At 70.9% G+C, this 21,452-nt stretch carries 17 protein-coding genes and 1 tRNA gene; 6 read left to right on the top strand and 12 right to left on the bottom strand.

The features are described 5' to 3' along the window. Window positions 1-3 precede the first annotated feature (3 nt). Together frc and ACGFX9_RS13510 are read right to left on the bottom strand one after the other, a co-directional pair. Window positions 4-1,236, bottom strand: a complete 1,233-nt coding sequence (frc, locus tag ACGFX9_RS13505; RefSeq protein WP_393469686.1) for a formyl-CoA transferase — start codon at window positions 1,234-1,236, stop codon at window positions 4-6. Window positions 1,237-1,248: 12 nt separating this feature from the next. After that, on the bottom strand, window positions 1,249-2,943 hold the full coding sequence (locus ACGFX9_RS13510; protein ID WP_393469689.1) for a thiamine pyrophosphate-binding protein: 1,695 nt from the start codon (window positions 2,941-2,943) through the stop codon (window positions 1,249-1,251). A 201-nt stretch (window positions 2,944-3,144) separates the two neighbouring features. Between ACGFX9_RS13510 and sucC the strand changes: the two genes are divergently transcribed. The 3 genes from sucC (at window position 3,145) to ACGFX9_RS13525 (ending at window position 6,860) form a co-directional block, all read left to right on the top strand. After that, window positions 3,145-4,284 carry an ADP-forming succinate--CoA ligase subunit beta gene (gene sucC, locus ACGFX9_RS13515; RefSeq protein ID WP_393469692.1) on the top strand — a complete coding sequence of 380 codons (1,140 nt, stop codon included), beginning with the start codon at window positions 3,145-3,147 and terminating at the stop codon, window positions 4,282-4,284. Window positions 4,285-4,295: 11 nt separating this feature from the next. Then, entirely contained in the window at window positions 4,296-5,174 is an 879-nt protein-coding gene (gene sucD / locus ACGFX9_RS13520) for a succinate--CoA ligase subunit alpha (protein ID WP_393469695.1), read from the top strand. Window positions 5,175-5,306: 132 nt separating this feature from the next. Beyond that, window positions 5,307-6,860, top strand: coding sequence for an aldehyde dehydrogenase family protein (locus ACGFX9_RS13525; protein WP_393469697.1), 1,554 nt, complete (start codon window positions 5,307-5,309; stop codon window positions 6,858-6,860). A gap of 53 nt (window positions 6,861-6,913) precedes the next feature. Here the strand turns inward: ACGFX9_RS13525 and ACGFX9_RS13530 are convergent, their stop codons facing one another. Continuing rightward, window positions 6,914-8,251, bottom strand: a complete 1,338-nt coding sequence (locus tag ACGFX9_RS13530; RefSeq protein ID WP_393469700.1) for a DUF2254 domain-containing protein — start codon at window positions 8,249-8,251, stop codon at window positions 6,914-6,916. 140 nt (window positions 8,252-8,391) lie between these two features. Between ACGFX9_RS13530 and ACGFX9_RS13535 the strand changes: the two genes are divergently transcribed. After that, a tRNA-Leu gene (locus ACGFX9_RS13535) sits at window positions 8,392-8,476 on the top strand. Window positions 8,477-8,584: 108 nt separating this feature from the next. Here the strand turns inward: ACGFX9_RS13535 and ACGFX9_RS13540 are convergent. Beyond that, window positions 8,585-10,039, bottom strand: coding sequence for an MFS transporter (locus ACGFX9_RS13540; protein WP_393469703.1), 1,455 nt, complete (start codon window positions 10,037-10,039; stop codon window positions 8,585-8,587). A gap of 222 nt (window positions 10,040-10,261) precedes the next feature. Here ACGFX9_RS13540 and ACGFX9_RS13545 point away from each other — a divergent pair, with 222 nt between their 5' ends. After that, window positions 10,262-10,681 carry a MarR family winged helix-turn-helix transcriptional regulator gene (locus ACGFX9_RS13545; protein WP_393470484.1) on the top strand — a complete coding sequence of 140 codons (420 nt, stop codon included), beginning with the start codon at window positions 10,262-10,264 and terminating at the stop codon, window positions 10,679-10,681. Between the two features lie 32 nt (window positions 10,682-10,713). Here ACGFX9_RS13545 and ACGFX9_RS13550 read toward each other — a convergent pair whose 3' ends face one another. Next, window positions 10,714-11,586 carry a hypothetical protein gene (locus tag ACGFX9_RS13550; protein ID WP_393469706.1) on the bottom strand — a complete coding sequence of 291 codons (873 nt, stop codon included), beginning with the start codon at window positions 11,584-11,586 and terminating at the stop codon, window positions 10,714-10,716. Between the two features lie 126 nt (window positions 11,587-11,712). Between ACGFX9_RS13550 and fes the strand changes: the two genes are divergently transcribed. Continuing rightward, on the top strand, window positions 11,713-13,008 hold the full coding sequence (gene fes / locus ACGFX9_RS13555; protein ID WP_393469709.1) for an enterochelin esterase: 1,296 nt from the start codon (window positions 11,713-11,715) through the stop codon (window positions 13,006-13,008). Here fes and ACGFX9_RS13560 read toward each other — a convergent pair. The 7 genes from ACGFX9_RS13560 to dhbC form a co-directional block, all read right to left on the bottom strand. Continuing rightward, complete coding sequence (locus ACGFX9_RS13560; RefSeq protein WP_393469712.1) at window positions 12,918-13,655, bottom strand: 4'-phosphopantetheinyl transferase family protein; 738 nt, start codon at window positions 13,653-13,655, stop codon at window positions 12,918-12,920. The genes fes and ACGFX9_RS13560 overlap by 91 nt on opposite strands. Beyond that, the gene (locus ACGFX9_RS13565; protein WP_393469715.1) at window positions 13,586-13,780 is read right to left on the bottom strand and encodes an MbtH family NRPS accessory protein; all 195 of its coding nucleotides are present in this window, start codon (window positions 13,778-13,780) and stop codon (window positions 13,586-13,588) included. The genes ACGFX9_RS13560 and ACGFX9_RS13565 overlap by 70 nt, the downstream gene beginning before the upstream one ends. Further along, complete coding sequence (locus ACGFX9_RS13570) at window positions 13,777-17,661, bottom strand: amino acid adenylation domain-containing protein (protein ID WP_393469718.1); 3,885 nt, start codon at window positions 17,659-17,661, stop codon at window positions 13,777-13,779. The genes ACGFX9_RS13565 and ACGFX9_RS13570 overlap by 4 nt, the downstream gene beginning before the upstream one ends. Then, a complete protein-coding gene (locus ACGFX9_RS13575; RefSeq protein WP_393469721.1) occupies window positions 17,658-17,888 on the bottom strand; it encodes a phosphopantetheine-binding protein in 231 nt (76 codons plus the stop codon). Before ACGFX9_RS13575 ends, ACGFX9_RS13570 begins: the two co-directional genes overlap by 4 nt. Window position 17,889: 1 nt before the next feature. Further along, window positions 17,890-18,522 carry an isochorismatase family protein gene (locus tag ACGFX9_RS13580; protein WP_393469724.1) on the bottom strand — a complete coding sequence of 211 codons (633 nt, stop codon included), beginning with the start codon at window positions 18,520-18,522 and terminating at the stop codon, window positions 17,890-17,892. 62 nt (window positions 18,523-18,584) lie between these two features. Then, window positions 18,585-20,210: a (2,3-dihydroxybenzoyl)adenylate synthase gene (locus ACGFX9_RS13585; RefSeq protein ID WP_393469727.1), complete on the bottom strand. Its 1,626-nt coding sequence runs from the start codon at window positions 20,208-20,210 to the stop codon at window positions 18,585-18,587. Next, window positions 20,207-21,427 (bottom strand): isochorismate synthase DhbC, encoded by a 1,221-nt coding sequence (gene dhbC / locus ACGFX9_RS13590; RefSeq protein ID WP_393469730.1) that lies wholly within the window; start codon window positions 21,425-21,427, stop codon window positions 20,207-20,209. The genes ACGFX9_RS13585 and dhbC overlap by 4 nt, the downstream gene beginning before the upstream one ends. Window positions 21,428-21,452 lie beyond the last annotated feature (25 nt).

Here is a 21,452-nt window from a genome sequence, read left to right on the forward strand (position 1 = left end):
CAATCAGATCACTCCGTTCGACTTGAGCAGGCGCAGTTCCTCGTCACCGAGGCCGAGCTCACCGACGAAGACCTCCGCGTTGTGCTCGCCGAGCAGCGGCGAACTGACCACGTTCACGGGGGAGTCCGACAGCTTCAGCGGCGAGCCGACCGTGGTGAAGGAGCCGCGCTGCGGGTGCGCGACCTCGACGACCATCTCGTTCGCGGCCAGCGAGGCGTCCTCGATGATCTCCTTGGTGGAGAGGATCGGTCCGCACGGGATGTTGTGGGCGTTGAGGCGCTCCAGGACGTCCCACTTGGGGAGCGTGGATGACCACTCCTCGATGAGCTGGAACATCTTGCCGAGCTTGGGGAGCCGCGCCTCCGGAGACGCCCATTCGGGGTCCTCGGCGAGCTCAGGGCGCCCGATGAGCTCGGTGAGCGGCTGCCAGCCCACGGGCTGCACGATCACGTACACGTAGTCGTTGGGCCCTCCAGGAGCGCACTTGACCGCCCAGCCGGGCTGCCCGCCGCCGCTCGCGTTGCCCGAGCGTGGCACCTCGTCCCCGAAGTCCTCGTTCGGGTACTCGGCCAGCGGCCCGTGTGCCAGGCGTTGCTGATCGCGCAGCTTGACCCGGCACAGGTTGAGCACCGCGTGCTGCATGGCCACGTTCACGCGCTGACCGCGACCGGTGTTCTCCCTCTGGAAGAGGGCGGCGAGAATGCCGGCGACGGCATGGATGCCGGTCCCGGAGTCACCGATCTGGGCGCCCGTGGCGAGCGGCGGACCGTCCTCGAAGCCCGTGGTCGACATGGAGCCGCCCATGGCCTGGGCGACCACTTCGTAGGCCTTGAACTTGGTGTAGGGGCCCTCTCCGAAGCCCTTGATCGAGGCGTAGACGATGCGCGGGTTGATCTCCTGGATGCGTTCCCAGGTGAAGCCCATGCGGTCCACGGCGCCCGGGCCGAAGTTCTCGACCATCACGTCGGAGCGCCGGATGAGCTCCGTGAGGAGCTCCTTGCCGCGCTCGGTCTTGGTGTTGAGGGTGATGCTCCGCTTGTTGCAGTTGAGCATCGTGAAGTAGAGCGAGTCGACGTCCGGGAGATCACGCAGCTGCTTGCGCGTGATGTCCCCGGAGGGCGCCTCGAGCTTCACCACGTCCGCGCCGAGCCACGCAAGGAGCTGGGTGGCGGATGGCCCGGACTGGACGTGTGTCATGTCGAGGACGCGTACGCCCTCAAGAGCCTTGGTCGTCATCGCGCGGGCTCCTCACTTGTACATGGTCTGGTTCATGGTTCCGGGGGCGTACGCGTCCGGATCGACCCATACGTTGATCAGCGAGGGCTTGCCCGACTCGCGCGCCCGCTGCAGCGCGGGGCCGATGTCGGCGGGGTCGCGGACCTCTTCGCCGTAGCCGCCCAGCATCTGGGCGAACTTGTCGTAGTGGACGTCTCCGAGGGTGTTGCCGACCCGCTCGCGTTCCTCGCCGTACTTGGCCTTCTGGCCGTAACGGATCTGGTTCATCGAGGAGTTGTTGCCGACGATTCCGACGAAGGGCAGGTTGTAGCGGACGAGCGTCTCGAAGTCCCATCCGGTCAGCGAGAAGGCACCGTCTCCGAAGAGGGCCACCACCTCCTTGTCGGGGCGTGCCTGCTTGGCGGCGAGCACGAAGGGGATGCCGACGCCGAGCGTGCCGAGCGGGCCCGGGTCCATCCAGTGGCCCGGCGACTTGGGCTGCACGACCTGACCGGAGAAGGTGACGATGTCGCCGCCGTCACCGATGTAGATGGAGTCTTCGGTAAGGAAGTCGTTGATCTCGCTGACGAGGCGGTACGGATGGATCGGCGAGGCATCCGACTTCAGGCTCGGCAGCCGCTTCTCGATCGCCGTCTGCTCGGCGGCCCGCAGCTCGTCGAGCCACTCCTTGCGCTTGGACGCACCTCCGTTGAGGCGACCGGACGCGGCTTCGGTCACCGACTTCAGGATCAGCCCCGCGTCACCGACGATGCCCAGGTCGATGTCCCTGTTCTTGCCGACGGTGCGGTAGTCGAGGTCGATCTGCACGACCGTGGCGTCCGGGGAGAGCCGCTTGCCGTAGCCCATGCGGAAGTCGAAGGGCGTCCCCACGATGACGATGAGGTCGGCGTTGGAGAAGGCGTACCGCCGCGACAGCTGGTAGTGGTGCGGGTCGCCGGGCGGCAGGGTGCCGCGCCCCGCGCCGTTCATGTAGGCGGGCACGTTCAGGGTCCGCACGAGCTCGATGGCGGACGCCGTCCCCCGTGTCGTCCACACCTGGCTGCCGAGCAGGATCGCGGGCTTCTCGGCGTGCACGAGCAGATCGGCGAGCTTCTCGATGGCCTCGGGGTCGCCGGCCGAGCGGGTGGAGGCGCGGTACTGGCCGGCCTGCGGCACTCGCGCCTTGTCCACGGGCACCTTGGCGTCGAGCACATCGCGCGGTATCTCCAGGAAGGAAGGACCCGGAGCACCGTGGTAGCACTCGCGGAACGCCATGGACACCATGTCGGCCGCGCGCGCCGTGTCCGGCACGGTCGCTGCGAACTTGGTGATGGGCGTCATCATGTCGACGTGCGGGAGGTCCTGTAGTGACCCCATCTTGTGCTGGGTGTGTGCCCCCTGGCCGCCGATAAGGAGCATGGGGGACTCCGCCCGGAAGGCGTTCGCGACGCCCGTGACGGCGTCCGTGGTGCCGGGGCCAGCCGTCACCACGGCGCATCCCGGCTTTCCGGTGAGGCGTGCGTAGCCGTCGGCCGCGTGGGCGGCGACCTGCTCGTGGCGTACGTCGACGACCTCGATCCCCTCGTCGACGCAGCCGTCGTAGATGTCGATGATGTGGCCGCCGCACAAGGTGTAGATGACCTCCACACCTTCTGCTTTGAGTGCCTTGGCGACCAGATGCCCACCGGAGATGTGGGTTTGGTTCGTGTCGCTGCTGCCGTCGGGCATGGCGAAGTCCTGTCCCTTCGTAGGGGAGTTGGAGCGCTCACACGCTGCTCGGAGGTGCTCTCGCGGTAGATTGCATACAGTCGACGAATACTGTATGAAACTTGTTATCCCGCATCCGGTGGGTGGTGTCCAGGGGGCGTGCGGCACTTTTCGGGGGTCCGGGGGTCGCTCCCCGGACCGACACAGCGGTCAGGAGCCGGAATGGACCTGTTCGAGCACCAGGCAAGGGAACTCTTCGAGGAATACGGCATCTTGGTGCCGCAAGCAGAGGTCGCCGACACGGCGAAGGAGGCACGCGAGGGCGCCGAGCGGATGGGCGGCCGCGTCGTCGTCAAGGCACAGGTGAAGACCGGAGGCCGCGGCAAGGCGGGCGGCGTCAAGATCGCAGCCGACCCGGCGGCGGCCGAGATCACGGCACGCCAGATCCTCGGCATGGACATCAAGGGCCACACCGTGCACAAGGTGATGGTGGCCCAACCCGTCGAGATCGACAGCGAGTTCTACGTCTCGTACGTCCTGGACCGCGCGGCAGGACGCTTTCTCGCGATCGCCTCCGCCGAGGGCGGCGTGGACATCGAGGAGGTGGCGGCGAGCCGCCCGGAGGCCGTCGCGCGCGTGGAGATCGATCCGGGGGAGGGAGTGGACCAGGCGAAAGCAGCCGAGATCGCCGCCGCGGCGGGACTGCCCGAAGCCGCGGCCGACGTACTCGTCAAGCTGTGGCAGGTACTGGTCCGTGAGGACGCGCTACTCGTCGAGGTGAACCCCCTCGTCCGTACCGCCCAGGGAGAGATCCTCGCCCTCGACGGCAAGGTCACCCTGGACGACAACGCCCGCTTCCGGCAGGCGCGCTGGGGCTCCGACGACTCCGCGCACGACGACCCGCTGGAGTCGAGGGCCGCTTCCAAGGGCCTCAACTACGTGAAGCTCGACGGCGAGGTCGGCATCATCGGCAACGGCGCGGGCCTCGTCATGTCCACCCTCGACGTGGTCGCGGGCTGCGGAGCGCGCCCCGCGAACTTCCTCGACATCGGAGGCGGCGCCTCCGCCCGGATCATGGCCGACGGCCTCTCCGTCATCCTCTCCGACCCCGCCGTCAAGTCCGTCTTCGTCAACGTCTTCGGCGGCATCACGGCCTGCGACGCCGTCGCCGACGGCATCGTGCAGGCCCTTGAATCCGTCCAGCTGACCAAGCCGCTCGTCGTCCGCCTCGACGGCAACAACGCCGTACGAGGCCGCGCCATCCTCGACGAACGCGCACACCCTCTCATCCAGCAGGCCACCACCATGGACGGCGCCGCACGCCGCGCCGCCGACCTCGCAGGCCACACCAACGCAGCCTAAGGAGCCGGGACATGGCGATCTACCTCACCAAGGAGAGCAAGGTCCTCGTCCAGGGCATGACCGGCGCCGAGGGCATGAAGCACACCCGCCGCATGCTCGCGGCGGGCACGAACGTCGTCGGCGGCGTCAACCCCCGCAAGGCCGGCCGCAACGTCGACTTCGACGACCGTGCCGTGCCCGTCTTCGGCTCGGTCCGCGACGGCATCGAGGCCACCGGCGCCGACGTCACCGTCGTCTTCGTGCCGCCCGCCTTCTCCAAGGCGGCGGTCGCCGAGGCCGCCGACGCCGGGATCGGTCTCGCCGTCGTCATCACGGAAGGCATTCCGGTGCACGACGCCGTCACCTTCCACGCGTACGCCAAGGAGCGCGGCACGCGCGTCATCGGCCCCAACTGCCCGGGTCTCATCACCCCCGGGCAGGCCAACGCGGGCATCATTCCCGCCGACATCACCAAACCCGGGCGCGTCGGCCTGGTGTCCAAGTCCGGCACGCTCACCTACCAACTCATGTACGAACTACGGGACATCGGGTTCTCGACCTGCGTCGGCATCGGCGGCGACCCCGTCGTCGGCACCACGCACATCGACTGCCTCGCCGCCTTCGAGGACGACCCCGAGACCGAACTCATCGTCCTCATCGGCGAGATCGGCGGCGACGCGGAGGAACGCGCCGCCGCCTACATCCAGCAGTCCGTCACCAAACCCGTCGTCGCCTACATCGCCGGTTTCACCGCCCCCGAGGGCAAGACCATGGGGCACGCGGGCGCCATCGTCTCGGGCTCGTCCGGCACCGCACGCGCGAAGCAGGAGGCGCTGGAAGCCGCCGGAGTGCGGGTCGGCGCCACACCGACAGAAACGGCCCGCCTCGTTCTCAACCAGCTGGGGGCGTGATGTCACTCATAGGTGAGCGGCCCTGACTGCACTACCGTCCCCCAGCACACACCCGCGGGGCACGAACTCAGCGCCCCGCCACGAGCCATGTACCTCCCTCCCCGACTGTGCACCGTGAGCGGAGACCCTCGAATGGCACCCACCCTCAACAGCCCCCTCGTCCTCAAAGCCGGTACGGCCTGGGCCGACGCCTGGCGACGCTGTATCGCCGTCGCGCCCGAGGCCTTCCGCGACGACCGCGTCCTGAACCTGTGGAACGGGACCTGGCAGGCGGACGGCCGGACCCTGCCGGCCACCTCACCCGTCGACGGCAGCCCCATCGCGGGCCCGCCGCGCCTCGACGCCGCCACCGCCCAGCAGGCCGTACGCGCCTCGCTCGAACAGCACCGGGCCTGGCGACACGTCCCGTTGGAGGAACGGCGCGCCCGCGTCGCCGCCACACTGGACGCTCTCGCCGAACACCGCGAACTCCTCGCGCTTCTCCTCGTCTGGGAGATCGGCAAGCCCTGGCGACTCGCCCAGGCCGATGTCGACCGGGCCATCGACGGCGTGCGCTGGTACGTCGACGGCATCGAGCCCATGGTCGAGGGCCGGACCCCGCTGGACGGTCCGGTATCCAACATCGCGAGCTGGAACTACCCGATGAGCGTGCTCGTTCACGCAGTGTTGGTACAGGCACTCGCGGGCAACGCGGTCATCGCCAAGACCCCGACCGATGGCGGCGTCGCCTGTCTCACCCTGGCCTGCGCGCTCGCCGCCCGCGAAGGGATCCCCGTCACCCTCGTCAGCGGCAGCGGGGGAGAACTGTCCGAAGCTCTGGTCCGCGCGCCGGAGATCGGCTGCGTCTCCTTCGTCGGCGGACGTGACACCGGCGCCGCGGTCGCCACGGCCGTCGCCGACCTCGGCAAGCGGCACATCCTCGAACAGGAAGGACTCAACACCTGGGGCATCTGGAACTACAGCGACTGGGACGCGCTCAGCGCCGTCATCCCCAAGCTCTTCGACTACGGCAAGCAGCGCTGCACCGCGTATCCGCGCTTCGTCGTCCAACGGGGCCTCTTCGACGAGTTCCTCGCCGCCTATCTCCCGGCCGTACGCACCCTCCGCGTCGGCCATCCCCTGGCGGTGGATCACGCCCAAGACCCGTTCCCACAACTGGACTTCGGCCCGCTGATCAACGCCGCCAAGGCGAAGGAACTGGGCGACCAGGTCGCGGAAGCGATCGACCGCGGCGCCGTGCCGCTGTACCGCGGGGCCCCGGCGGCGGACCGTTTCCTGCCCGGCCAGGACACCGACGCGTACCTCCACCCCGTCACGCTCCTCAACCCGCCCCCGTCCTCTCCGCTGCACCACGCGGAGCCCTTCGGCCCGGTCGACACCATCGTCCTGGTCGACACGGAGGCAGAGCTGCTCGCTGCCATGAACGCGTCGAACGGAGCGTTGGTCGCCACCCTGTCGACCGACGACACGGCGACGTACGAGCGCCTCGCCCCTCAGATCCGCGCGTTCAAGACGGGCCGTGGGAAGCCCCGGTCGCGCGGTGACCGGGACGAGCTGTTCGGCGGGTTCGGCGCGTCCTGGCGCGGCGCGTTCGTCGGAGGCGAGCTGCTGGTGCGCGCGGTCACCCACGGCCCGACGACGGAGCGGACGCCGGGCAACTTCCCCAGCTATCACCTGATGGCGTGAGCCCCGGGCCGGCAGCAAAGCATTAGCCCCCGACCGGCAGGGGCATCGGTCGCCTAGCCGATGCCCTGCCGGTCGGGGCGCAGGGCGAACGTGCGGTCCGCGGCCTCCGGGACCGTGCGTTCCACCTCCTGCGCGAGCAGCTCGCGATGGCGCAGGAGGGGCTCGCGGCGCTCATCGGGCGCGAGCCGCAGCAGGTCGTCGAGGCCGGCCAGCATGCGGCGCGTGACCTGCGGATTGCCGACCGCGCACCCCCGGATCTCGGCGAACCCGAGGTCCACAAGGGCGGTCCAGTCCGGCACGGGCTGCACAAGCCGGACCGCCCCGCTCCGGTCGCGGTGGCGCAGGGCGCCCAGGGGGTAGCCGGCCAGGGAGGCAAGGAACTGGATGATGCGGTCCAGGGCCTGCACGGCGGTGGTCGGGTCGTTCACCGCGGGGGAGAGGGCACGCAGAGCGATGTCGGCGAGCTGACGCAGCCCGAACCCGAGGTCCTGGTGGAAGGAGCGCTCCACACCCACGGACACCGTGTACCGCAGCGCGCGCCGCGAAGGTTCCGTACCGCCGTGCACCGTGAACAGCAAAGTGCCCGGCACCACGAAGTCGCCGATGCGGGGCAGCAGCCGCAGCACGACGCCGTGGCGTTTCGCCGCCCGCACGACGCGGGCGATGTGCACGTCCCGCAGCACCCCGGCCCGCCCGCGGTGCAGGATCCGCGCCGTCTCGGGGCCAAGACGTTCGTCGTCCACCGTTCCTTCGGGCGGGTGCTTCACGGCGACCCGGAACGACTCCCGGGCGATCCGGTCGATGACGAAGCTGATCCGCATCATGCGGAGGGTGCCGTTCACGTACGCGACGAAGAGCAGCAGGCTGAGGAACAGCATCGCCATCGCCAGGACCGACTCGACCAGCGGCACGCTCGTCAGGAGGTGGGGATCTTGCTCGCTGTCGAAGGACGTCAGCGTCATCAGTGAGAACAGGAACGTCGCCAGGAAGACGGTGAGCGTCATCTTGGTGATCCGCGACCTGATGTACAGCCGCACCACCCGCGGGCTGAACTGCCCGCTGGCCATCTGCACGGCCACCAGGGAGATGCTGAAGACGACCCCGATGAACGTCATCATGGCCGAGCCGATGGTGCTGATCACCGCCTTCGCGTCCTCGGCGATCCCCATCAGGCTCTCGACGGTGTCGTAGTCCCCGGCGTCCTGCAGCACCGTCACGAGCCGGCTGTCCAGCTCCGACGCGACGGCCCACAGCACCATGGCTCCCACAAGCCCGGCGGTGGGCGCGAACCACATGGTGTCCCGCAGGTGCTCGCGCAGCGGAGACAGCACCCGGGGCCGCCGCACCTTCGCCGCCTCACCGGGCACCCGCGTAATCAGACCATCACTCATGGTGAGACTCTAGAGGCGTCCACGCGGGCCGCCGCGCAGCCGCCCGCAGGCGTGCGGATACGCAGGTGAAAGGCACTCCGAAAGCTTGGTATTGTTGTCCATGTCGCCGCGGGGAACACCCCGCGAACGGCAGACACCTGGTCCGGGTGGCGGAATGGCAGACGCGCTAGCTTGAGGTGCTAGTGCCCTTTAACGGGCGTGGGGGTTCAAGTCCCCCCTCGGACACTTGAAGAACGTTGTATGAGTGAGGGCCGTGACCGGAAGGTCACGGCCCTCACTCGTGTTCGTGCGTCGTCAGCAGGGGGTCGCCTGGCGGCGATCACTCCACGGTGATCACGCCGTCGCCTCCTGGGCCGGGTGCGGCTCCGTCCCCGTGCCGGGCTCGGGCGCGGCGGCCACCGGCTTCACCGGGATCAGCGCCGCCACCACCGCCGCAGCGAGCCCCACCCCGCAGCCCATCAGCATGGCGGCGCGGAAGCCGCCCTCCGACGGCAGCAGGTGGCCGCCGAAGTCCGTCGTCATCTGGGCAAGGACCACCCCGATCACCGCAGCCGACACGGAGCTGCCGATCGAGCGCATCAGGGTGTTGAAACTGTTGGCCGACGCGGTCTCCGACTGCGGCACCGCGCCCATGATCAGGGCGGGCATGGCACCGTACGCCAGGCCGACGCCGGTGTTGCAGACGAGCGTCACCGCGAGAAGCCCCCAGGTCGAGCCCATCAGGAGCAGCGAGGCGCCGTAGCCGACGGCGATCACCAGGGAGCCGAGGGACAGCGTCACCTTGGGGCCGCGGGCTGCCGAGAGCTTGGCGCCGAGCGGTGCCAGCGCCATCATCATCAGGCCCGCCGGAGCCATCCACAGGCCCATCGCCATCATCGACTGGCCGAGGCCGTAGCCGGTGGCCTCCGGAAGCTGGAGGAGCTGGGGCACGACCAGCGACTGGGCGTACATCGCGAAGCCGACGAGCACCGATGCCGCGTTGGTCATGAGCACCTGCGGGCGGGCCGTGACCCGCAGATCGACCAGCGGCTCGGCGCTGCGCAGCTCCCAGGCGCCCCAGGCGAGGAGCACGACGACCGCGGTGGCGAGGAGGCCGAGCGTGGTGCCGCTCGTCCAGCCCCAGTCGGAGCCCTTCGACACGGCGAGCAGCAGAGAGATGAGACCGGCGCCGAGCCCGACCGCGCCCGGGACGTCGAAGCGCCGCGAGGACGTTCCCGCTCGCCCCGCGGGTACGAACAGCCAGGCCATGGTGGCCACCAGGAGGCTCAGGGCTGCGGTGACCCAGAACAGCACCCGCCAGCTGGCGTTCTCGGCGACCGCCGCGGAGAACGGCAGGCCGAGCGCGCCGCCCACTCCCATGGAGGCGCTCATCACGGCGATGGAGGAACCAAGGCGCTCAGGAGGCAGTACATCGCGCAGCAGGCTCACCCCCAGCGGGACCACGCCCATGCCGAGGCCTTGCAGGCCGCGCCCGACGATCATCGGGATCAGCGAGGACGACAGGGCGCAGACCACCGAGCCCAGGACGAGCGGCACCACGGAGATCAGCAGCATGCGCCGCTTGCCGTACATGTCACCGAGCCGTCCGGCCACCGGCGTCGCCACCGCCGCCGACAGGAGCGTGGCCGTGACCACCCAGGAGGCGTTCGACGCGGTGGTGTCGAGGATGCGCGGGAGGTCGCCGATGAGCGGAACGACCAGCGTCTGCATGACCGCGGCGACGATGCCCGCGAGGGCGAGTACCCCGACTATCCGCCCCGGGCGGACATCGGACTTGGAACCGACCACTGATTTCTCCCTCGACTCTTTCTGCCGTCGCGAGGCTCTCCGTATCTCCAGGAGCCCACGATGTGCACTCTACACATGATGTGCATGATGCATATCCTGAGTACGATGCATCATGGCGGCAGAGCTGGTCAGGGCAGCTCGCTATGCAGGTGAGTCAGGAACCGGAGAGTGTCCCGCGTGAGCAAGTCGAAGAAGCCCGTCCGACTGGTCGAATTCGAGACCATGCTGCTGGGTCGGCATTCACACCTCTACAACCCGCGTACGCGCGTGAGCGGCGGGCGCCTCGACCGCAGCGCGTACATCCTGCTCAGCCGCATCCAGATGGACGGCCCCATGTCCATCGGTCAGCTCAGCGAGGCGTTCGGTCTCGACGCCTCCACGCTCAACCGGCAGACCGCGGCCATGCTGCGCGCCGGCCTCGTCGACCGCATCCCCGACCCCGAAGGCGGCGTGGCCCGCAAGTTCCGCATCAGCGCCGAGGGCGAGCACCAACTCGACGCCGACCGCGCCGAGTACACCCAGGGTCTGGAGAAGGTGCTCAGTGGCTGGACAGCGGAAGAGGTGGCGGATTTCGCCGCCTTCCTCCACCGCTTCAACAGCGACATCGAGAACCTGGAAGGGCATCCCTGGCCGCGCCCCTGAACCCCTGGCCGCGCCCCTGAACGGCTCGTCGGTCAGGACTTCTTGAGCCCGTCCATCGCCGCGCGGGTGTCCGACGTGAGCATCTCCTCGACCTCCGTCGCCGTCGGCGGCTCGGTCTTGTCGTCCGTGCCGCCGTAATAGCTCCAGTGCGTCTCGATGGTGAACCAGCCCTCGCGCACGGCGAGCGTCATGCCGGTGAGGGAGTCCTTGCCCGTGGTGCGGCTCTCCTCGGTCACCAGGTACGCCTCGTCGCCGATGCCGCTCACGGCCTTGGTCTTGTAGCCGTACGTCTTCTGCGACTGGTCCTCGAACGCCTTCTGCTCCGAGGCGAACTCGCCCTGTGGGTCGGTCGCCTTGTGCCACCGGGCGGTGGAGTAGACGTAGATGCTCGAGTACGTGTCGGCGTCCGCCTCCGGGTCCTTGAGCTTGCGGCTGCAATAGCTCTGGTCGAACCCCTTCTGCCGCGATCCGTAGTGGGTCGTGGAGGTGGAGTCCGAGTCGATCTCGTACTCCTTCTTGAAGGCGTCGAGCGGAGAGGCGTCGCAGAGGTTCTTCGCGTACTGGTAACCCGCCAGATCGGCCTTCTCGCCGTCACCGCTCCCGCTGTCCGAGCCGAGGTTGCCGGTCGCGAAGAGCGCCCCAGCCCAGAGGGCCGACGCGACCACGACGCCGCCAAGTCCCCATACCCAGCCCGGCGTCGGCTTGCGCGGGCCGGCCGGGGGAGCGGGCGGGGTGGGCGGCTGGCCGTAGGGTCCTGGCTGCTGGCCGTACGGGCCCGGCTGCTGGCCGTAGGCCTGGGGCGGCACCGCGCCCGGGGGCTGCTGATAGGGGTTCGGTGGCTGTTGGTACGGATTGGGCTGACCGGGCTGACCGGGCTGGTTGGGCTGCGGATTCGGTATCGACATAGGCGGCAATGTACCGCCGGTCCCGAGGCCGCCGGGCGCTGCCCGGCCCTGGTCCGCCCCTTGGCGGCGCACTCAAGTAAGGTCACCCTTAGCTCCCGTACGCAGTGAACTCCTGGAGGCTGCCCCATGCCGCTCACCGCTCCTCCCGACGGGGCGACCCGCCGGCCGCCCCGCATCCCGCGGCCGCGGCCCGTCGAGCGGGCGGACAGCGCGTGGGTGGCCCGGGCGGTGGAGCGGGGCGGCGGCTTCTGGGAGGCCGTGCGGGCGGCGGGCGGCGCGCCGGTCGTCGAGCCCGATCCGCAGGGCGACGAGGAGCACCGGGTGGTCACGTTCCTGTGGCGCGGCACGGACGCGACCCGCGCGGTCCTCGTCCTGCCGAACAAGGTCGTCGATCCGCGGGACATGGCCCGCAATCTGATGGACCGGGTGCCGGGGACCGACATCTGGCACTGGTCGGTCCGGATGCGTGCGGACTGGCGGGCGACCTACAGCCTGTGTGTGGATGAAGGGGACGGCCCGGACGCGAGCGGATCCCAGAGCGCCTACTGGTCCTGGCTGCGCGGGCAGCAGCGCACCGACCCGCTCAACTCGCGCACGCTCAGCCGGCGTTGGGGCGGGGATCCGGTGTCGTACGTCGAGCTGCCGCACGCCCCGGCAGGCGACGACTGGCAGCGGCGTGCCGGTGTCGCACGCGGCACGGTCAGCACGCACACCGTCCACAGCGGACTGCTCGGCAACGAGCGGCGGGTGCATGTGTACGAGCCGCCGGGCGGCGGGGACGACCTGCCTGTCCTGGTGCTGATGGACGGCGAGATGTGGCAGCCGGGGCTCGATGTCGCGGCCCTCCTCGACAATCTCATCGCCGATGGGCGCATCCCGCCGCTGGCCGCCCTGCTGCCGGAATCCGTGAGCGCGGACCAGCGGTGGGGCGAACTCGCATGCAACGAACGGTTCGTACGGTTCCTGGAGACCGAGCTGCTGCCCTGGGCGGGCGAGCGGCTCTCCCTGACCGCCGATCCGGCGCGGACCGTCGTCGCGGGCCAGAGCCTGGGCGGTCTCACCGCCGCGTACGCCGCCGTGGTCGCGCCGGGGCGGTTCGGACAGGTGCTGGCGCAGTCGGGGTCCTTCTGGTGGCCGGACGGGCCCGACCTCGAACGCTCCGAGTGGCTGACCGGGCGCATCGCCGCGAGCGACAGGCTGCCCGTGCGGTTCTGGCTGTCGGCCGGCGAGCAGGAATGGGTCGCGCTGCCCGCGATGGGGAGGCTGCGCGCCACCTTGCGGGAGAAGGGGTACGACGACGCCGTGTACCGCGAGTACAACGGCGGGCACGACTACTTGTGCTGGCGCACCGAGCTCGCGGACGGTCTTGTCGGGCTGCTCGCCGCGGAGTCCGGGTCCGCGGTGGAGACCGCCGCCGCGTAGCCCTCGGGGACGGTCACGTCCTTCACCGTCCAGCCCGGTACGTCACGGGGCGCGAGCCCTGTCCCCACCAGGAGCGATGCCAGTCCGTCACCGGCGAGCCCCTCGCCCGTCCCCTTGAGGCACGCCTCCTTGCGGGTCCAGCAGCGGGCGAAGGCGAGCGGTCGGTCCGAGGCGGGGAGCGCGGCTAGTTCGGCCCGCTCCTGGGGGTGCAGGGACGCCGCCACGTCGGCCACCGCGCCCGGGGCGGGCAGCTTCTCGATGTCCGCGCCGACCGGCCGGTCCGCGAAGGCGAGCAGGGCGAGGCCGTCCGTGTGCGAGAGCGAGAAGTGCGGGCCCGCTCCTCCCGCCACGGCGGGGCGCCCGTGCGGGCCCGCGCACAGGGGGCACGGAAGCCGCGTCAGCTCCACCGCCGCCGGGGCGACGCCGAGGTACGCGCCGAGATGGCGGCGCAGGGCCGTGTGCGCCGCCGCGTACAGCTCCCGGTCCGCCGGGCGCCGCAACGCCGCCGCCCGGCGCCGCTCATCGGCGTCCAGGAGCGACACGTCGAGCGGGGCCGGGCGAACCAGATGGAGGTCCGTCACGCGGGCGGCTCCTGGAGGCGGGCCACGCAACGGCCGTACGTCTGTGGGCCGTAGACCGCGGTCCATCCCTCGGGCGCCTGGCGGAAGACGGGCCACAGCGAGTACTCGCCGAGCGCGTTCTCCAGGACCAGATGGGTCGGCTCGGCGTCGGCATCGGCGCTGGTGTCGAAGGGGTCGGGTGCGGTCGTCATGCGTGGTCCAGCTCCTTGAGACGGGCGGCGAGGACGCCGCAGACCTCGTCGAGGCGGCGCGGCTGGGTGAGCTCCGGGTGCAGGCAGTCCACGTCGTGGTTGTGGATCGGTCCGCTGATGTACGGGGCCCAGGACTCCCTGGTCAGCCAGTCCTCGGCACGCGGCGCTGCGGCCGTGAAGAACAACGCCTCGCCGTCGTACGGGCGGTGCTGGTGCTCGCGCATCAGGTGGGCGTTGTTGACCACGATGTCGATCACCGCCGTCAGCGTCCGGTCGGGGAGCCCGGCCAGGGCGCTGCCCTCGCGCCGCAGCGTGGCGAGGACGTCCTCCCGGGTCAGCTCGTCCGTCAGGTCGTAACCGGCCATCCGCAGGAGCGCCGCCAGGGCGTCCGCCTCGGCGGGGACCGCGGAGTCACGCCACTGGTCGGACGGGTAGGCGTCGAGCAGCGCGAGGAGTTCGACCTCCTCGCCCGCCTCCTGGAGGAGCACGGCGACCGTATGGGCGAGGACGCCGCCCACCGACCAGCCGAGCAGCCGGTAGGGGCCGTGTGGCCGCACAGTGCGCAGCGCGTCCACGTAGGCACTCGCCATCTCCTCCATGGTGGACGGGAGTTGGCCCTCGCCCTTCAGGCCGTGCGCCTGGAGCCCGTACACCGGCTGGCCCGGGTCGAGCCGTGCGAGCAGGCCCGAGTAGCACCAGCTCATGCCACCCGCCGGGTGGAACACGAACAGCGGAGTGCGGTCGCCGCCCTTGCGTAGCGGAAGCAGTACGTCCAGGGCGTGGTCGGTCTCACCGCGCCCCGCGTCCAGTTGGGCGGCGAGCGCGGCCGGGGTCTGGGCCTGGAAGAGCGTGCCGATGGTCAGCTCGACGCCGAGCGTGTCGCGGACCCTGGCGACCAGGCGGGCCGCCAGGAGCGAGGTGCCGCCGAGGTCGAAGAACGCGTCGTCCACGCCGAGCCGGGGCACGCCGAGGATCTCGGCGAACAGCCGGGTGAGCGTCTCCTCACGGTGGCCGCTCGGCACCCGGCCGCCGTCGCCCGACCCTTCGAAGGCGGGGGCGGGCAGGGCGCGCCGGTCCAGCTTGCCGTTCGGGCTGAGCGGGAAGGCGTCGAGGACGAGGATCGCGCCCGGCACCATGTAGTCGGGCAGCGCGCGGGCGAGCCGGGCGCGCAACTCCTCGGGGTCGGGGGCGGCTTCGGAGTCGGACGTCACGTACCCGACCAGACGCTGATCGCCGGGCCGGTCCTCGCGGACCATGACGCCGGCCGCGCTCACCGCCGGATCGGCGGCCAACTCGGCCTCGATCTCGCCCAGTTCGACGCGCAGGCCGCGCAGCTTCACCTGGTGGTCGGTGCGGCCGAGGTACTCGACCTCGCCGTGTTCGCTCCAGCGGGCCAGGTCACCCGTGCGGTACATGCGGGTGCCGGGCGGGCCGTAGGGGTCGGCGACGAAGCGGGACGCGGTCAGTTCGGGCCGCCCCAGATACTCAGCCGCCAGCTGACTGCCCGCCAGGTACAACTCGCCCTGGATGCCGGGCGGGCAGGGCTGGAGCGCCGCGTCGAGGACGTACAGGCGGGTGTTCCAGACGGGCCTGCCGATCGGCACCGGGCCCGTGGCGCCGGTGACGCACGGGTGGTAGGTCACGTCGACGGCGGCCTCGGTCGGGCCGTACAGATTGTGCAGCGGTACGCCGTCAAGGACGCGCCCGAACTCCCGCACCGTCTCGCGCGGCAGCGCCTCGCCGCTGCAGAAGACGTGCCGGAGGCCCGCGCACTCCGCCGCCGCCGGTTCGGCGAGGAACACCTGGAGCATCGACGGCACGAAATGGCAGACGGTGACGCCCTGTTCGAGGATGACGCGCGCCAGATACGCCGGGTCCTTGTGGCCGCCCGGCTCGGCGACGACGAGCGTCGCGCCGACGCGCAGCGCCCAGAAGAACTCCCACACCGACACGTCGAACCCGGACGGCGTCTTCTGCAACACCCGGTCACCGGCGGCGAGTTCATATGTCGCCTGCATCCAGCGCAGCCGGTTGTCGATCGCCGAGTGCGGTACGACGACGCCCTTGGGGCGGCCCGTCGAACCGGACGTGTAGATGACGTACGCGGGGTGGTGCGGGGTGAGCGCGCGCGGCGGGTCGTACGTGCCGTACGACGACGTGTCCAGCTGGTCCAGGGCGACGAGCGGAGCGCCCGAAGCGGGCACCCGGCCGGCGCGGTCGGCGATCACGCACGCCGGTCCGGCGTCGTCCAGCATGTACGCGAGGCGGTCCGCCGGATAGTCCGGGTCCAGGGGGAGATACGCGCCGCCCGCCTTGAGGACGGCGAGCAGCGTGATCACCAGGTCGAGGGAGCGGGGCACGGCGACCGCCGCCGGCGCGCCCGGACGTACGCCGACCTCGATGAGGTGGTGGGCGAGCCGGTTGGCGCGGGCGTTCAGCTCGGCGTACGTCAGCTTCTGGTCGCCGAAGACGAGGGCGGTGGCGTCCGGGGTGCGGACCGCCTGGGCCTCGATGGGGCCGATCAGGGTGGTGGGCGGCACCGGATGCGCGGTGGCGTTGAACTCGTCGACCACCAGGGTGAGTTCGGCGCGGCGGGCGATGGTGTGCTCGGCGAGCGCGGTGTGCGGTCCCGCGTCGGCGACGCGTTCCAGGAGTTCCATGAACCGTGCCTGGTGGGCGCCGAGTTCCTCCGGCTCGTACAGGGAGGGATTGCCGTCGTAGTCGATGCGCAGACCACTGCCGTCGGCACGGTCGTAGACGTTCACCGTGAGGTCGTCGACCGGGCCCGCGGAGAGGTTGTGGGCGTCCGTGCGGGCGCCCGCGAAGGTCAGGCCGTAGTCGAAGGGCATGACGTTGACGAGCGGCCCGACCAGTGACCGGCCATCGCCGAGCAGCCCCAGGTCACGGCGGATGTCCTCGTAGCGGTAGCGCTGGTGGCGGCGGGCGGCGCGGATGCCGAGCACCACCTGCCGGGTCAGCTCCGCGAAGGTCGCCTGCGGGGTCACCGTGAGCCGCAGCGGCAGCACGTTCATCACCATGCCGGGTACGCGAAGCGCCACCGAGCCCATGCGGCCCATCATCGGCAGGCCCAGCACCACCTCGGCCGAGCCGGTGGCCCGCGAGACGTAAAGTGCCTGTGCGGCGACGAGCACCTCGGGCCAGGTCGCCCGCATCGATGACGCCAACTCCCTCAGCCTCGCGGTCGATTCGGGGGAGAGGCGGGCGCTGCGGCGGTGGAAGGTACGGGAGGGCAGCGCGGTGCGTCCGGCGAGGTTCGGCGCGTCGGGCCGGTCGGCGAACGCGCCGTCCCAGTGGCGCCGGTCCGTCTCGAACGCCTCCGACGCGCGGTACGCCGTGTCCTCGGCGACCAGTTCCTCGAGCCGCCCGAAGGGGCTTGCCCCCGGCGCCTCGCCCGCAGCGAGCGCGGTGTACACCTCGGCCGTGCGACGGGCCAGCAGCGAGTAGCCGAAGCCGTCCATCACGATGTGGTGCACCCGCTGGTACCAGAGCCACCGCTCGTCCCCGACGCGGAACAGCGCGTGCGCGAACAGCGGCCCGGCCGCAAGGTCGAACGGCGTGGCCAGGTCCTCGCGCATCCACGCCTGAGCGTCGGCGTCCGGGTCGGAGGCGGCGCGCAGATCACGCACCTTCAGCGGAAGCGTCGGGTCGGGCACCTCCAACTGGCCCGGCCCGTCGTCCCCTTCGATGATCCGTACGCGCAGGGCGTCGGCCTCGGACACCACCTGACGCAGCGCCCTGGCGAACACGGACGGGTCGACGGGACCGTGGATCTCCAGACACTCGGCCGTGTTCTGGGCCGGACTTCCGGGGTCGAGCGCCTGCGCGAACCACATGCCCGACTGGGCAGCGGTGAGCCTCATGCCGAGGCTCCCAGAAGCGGCGCCCAGGCCTCGATGGCGGGCTGCTCGGCCAGGTCCACGAAGGTGGCGGTGATGTCGTGCTCGCGGCGCCAGCGCTCGATGAGCGACATGATGCGCACCGAGTCGAGGCCGTGGTCGACCAGGTTCTCGTCGAGAGGGATGTCGGCCGGGTCCTCGCCCAGGACGTCGGCGACGTCGGCCCGTATGAGTTCCACGCTGAGCGCCATGTCAGATTCCCTTCAGGACCGCGTCGGTGGTGGTGACGACCGCACAGCGGCCCGCCGCGTAACGCAGCGCCATGTCGTGGTCCTCCCGCGAGAAGTCGGCCACGGCGTCCGCGACGACGAACGCCTGCACGTCACGCATCCACGCGTCGCAGGCCGTCATCAGGACGCCGATGTGCGCGTACACGCCGACCACGACGATCTGGTCCCGGCCCGCCTCGCGCATGCGCTCCTCAAGGTCGGTACGGACGTACGCGCTGTACTTCCACTTCGTGAGCACGGTGTCGCCGGGCTCCGGTGCCACCGGGCCCGCGATCGCCTTGGCGTGCTCGTCGTCGGGCAGTCCGGAGCCCCAGAAGTCCTGCTGGAGCCCGCGCTCGGCCGGCGACTGGCCGCCCGGCTGCGCCGAGTACATCACGGGGATGCCCGCCGCGCGGGCCGCCTTCGCCAACTGGCCGACGTGTCCCAGGAGTTCGGTGGTCGGTGAGGTGTCCGGGGTGTAGGCGGCCAGGAAGTGGTTCTGCAGGTCATGGACGAGCAGTACCGCCCGCCGCGGGTCGATGGTCCACGCGACCCGGTTGTCGGGCAGCTCGTCGGGCGAGGGCATCGGGTACGGCGTGACGGCGGGGAGCGCCATGGTGGGGGCCTTTCGGGGAACTCAAGGTAGCTGGGTGGATCGGGTGGTGCTGCCGGGCGGGGTCAGCTGCCCGGAGCGGCGGCGGTCGACCGCTGGTCCTTCTTGCTGACCTTGCCGATGCCGGTCTGCGGGAAGGCGGTCACGAACTCCACCCGGTCGGGGACCTTGTACGCGGCCAGGCCCCGCTCCCGTACGAACTTCTTGATGGCGACGGGCTTCAGCGGTTCGGCGTCCGCGCGCATGATCACGTACGCGAGAGTCCGCTCGCCGAGGTACTCGTCGGGGACGGCGACGACCGACACGTCGTGGACGTGGGGGTGGGCGAGGATGATGTTCTCGACCTCCTCCGGCGCGATCTTCTCGCCGCCGCGGTTGATCTGGTCCTTCGCCCTGCCCTCCACCACCAGATGCCCGGTGGGGGTGCGCCTGACGATGTCGCCGGTGCGGTAGAAGCCGTCGGAGGTGAACGAGCGGGCGTTGTGCTCGGGTGCGCGCCAGTAGCCGCGGATGGTGTACGGGCCGCGGGTCAGCAGGTGACCCGCCGTGCCGTCCGGCACGTCCTGGTCGGCGTCGTCGACGACGCGTATCTCGTCGGCGGGGGAGATCGGCCGGCCCTGGGTGGTGACGATCGTCTCCGCCGGGTCGTCAAGACGCGTGTAGTTGACCAGGCCCTCCGCCATCCCGAAGACCTGCTGGAGAGTGCAGCCGAGCGCCGGGGTGACACGGCGCGCGGCCGACTCGCTGAACTTGGCGCCGCCCACAAGGAGGACGTCGAGGCTGGAGATGTCGTACGGAGTGGTGCGGCCCGCGTCGGTCCACACAAGCGCGAGCGGCGGCACGAGACCGGTGATCGTCACGCGCTCCCGCTCGATGAGCGGGAAGGCGGTGTCCGGGTCGGGCCGCGGGCACATCACGACACGGCCGCCCGCGTAGAGCAGACCCAGCGAACCGGGCGACGAGAGCGGGAAGTTGTGGGCCGCGGGCAGGGCCACGAGGTAGACGGAGTCCTCGGTCACACCGCAGAGCTCGTTCGAACCCCACAGCGAGTACATGTAGTCGTCGTGGGTGCGGGGGATCAGCTTGGGTACGCCGGTACTGCCGCCCGACAGCTGGAGGAACGCGAGGTCGGACGGGGCGGGGCCGTCGAGCGGCGTCGGCTCGCACGGCACGTCGGACAGTGCCGTGTGCTCGCCGGGGTCGCCCACGATGAACACCTCGCGCAGCGTGGGTACTTCGGCGCTGACCTTCGATGCGAGGTCGCGGTGGTCGAAGCCGCCGAGACGGTCCGGGATGACGTAGGCGACGGCCTCGGTGAACTCGCAGAAGTAGTGGATCTCCGTCTCGCGGTGCGCGGGCAGCGCGAAGACCGGCAGCGCGCCGATCCTGAAGAGCGCGAAGATCACCTCGAAGAACTCGGCGATGTTCGGCAGCTGCAAGACGACGCGGTCACCCTTGGTGATACCGCGGGCGGCGAATCCGGCGGCCAACCGCGCGGCGCGCGCGTCGAGTTCGCCGTACGTCCAGTTGCGCGGCCCATCGGTGATCGCGACGCGGTCGGGGTGTGCCTGGGCGCGCTCGCGGAGCATGCTCCCGAAGGTCTCGCCGCGCCAGTACCCGGCGGCGCGGTACCGCTCGGCGAACTCCGCCGGGATGCGGGGCGCGTCTTGGAGACTGTCGGTCCTCGTCATCGGTCGACCCCCACCGCGTCGAGGAACGTGCGGAACTTGGCGCCCGTCTCGGCCCGTTCGGCCTCCGGTGAGGAGTCGGCCACGACGCCCGCGCCCGCGAAGAGGCGCAACCGGCCGCTGCCGCCTCGCGTCTCCTCGGCCTCCGCGCAGCGGATCGTGACGACCCACTCGCCGTCCCCCTGTGCGTCGCTCCACCCGACCATGCCGGTGTAGTGACCGCGGTCGAAGGGCTCAAGCTCGCCGATCACGTCACGGGCGTGCCCGGTAGGGGTACCGCAGACGGCTGGAGTCGGGTGCAGGGCGGTGGCCAGCTCAAGGGCGGAGGTGGATGGTTCGGCCAGGTCGCCGGTGACCGTCGTCGACAGGTGCCACATGGTGGCGGTGCGGACCAGGGTGGGGCGCTCCGGCACATCGAGGTCGGTGCAGAACGGGGAGAGCGCCTTGTGCACGGCGTCCACGACGACGGCGTGCTCATGCAGGTCCTTCGCCGATTCGAGCAGCGCGGCGGCCCGGCGTACGTCCTCGGCGAGATCCGCGGAACGCGGCGTCGACCCGGCGAGCGGGTTGGCGGTCAGACGGTTGCCGCGCCGTGCGACGAGCAGCTCCGGGCTCGCACCGAGGAGGGTGCGGCCCGCGCCCGTTGGCACGGCGAAGGAGTAGCCGCGCGGGTCGCGGCGGGCGAGGCGCTGGAGCATCGCGGGCAGGTCGAGCGGGCCGTCCGTGGACAGCTCCAGGGTGCGGGCGAGGACGACCTTGTCGAACTCGCCGCTCTTCATGCGCGATACGGCGGCCTCGACCGAAGCGGCGTACTCCTCGCCCGAGGGGGCCTCGCGGACCTGCCAGCCGCCGGCGGTGACGGGCGGCGGCGTGGGCAGCGCCACGAGCGGGTCGGTGCGCAGCGCGGGCGCCCAGCGGGCCGCTTCGGGCACGGCGAGCACGGCGCGCGCGGCGGGGTCGAACGGGATGGAGCCCACCACGACCGGGGCATGGTTGCCCGCGCGGCGCTGCGCGTCGAGCGTGGCGGCGACCCGCTCCGTCAACGGCCGCTCGTCGTGCGGTACTTCGGCCGCGGTGCCGTGGGTGAGGAGCGTACGGGTCGGGGACGCGAAGAACCGGGTGTCGCCGGGTCGGTAGGCGTCGAGCAGAGCGGTTGCCGCGCCGACGGCCCCGGGGGTGGTGGGGGCGGCGACGGCGACCGCGTCGTTGGGGGGTGTCACGGATGACTCCTCGTCAAGTAGGGGA

Origin of the sequence: Streptomyces sp. NPDC048436 (genome assembly GCF_043200355.1) — a bacterium.
Taxonomy (GTDB): Bacteria; Actinomycetota; Actinomycetes; order Streptomycetales; family Streptomycetaceae; genus Streptomyces.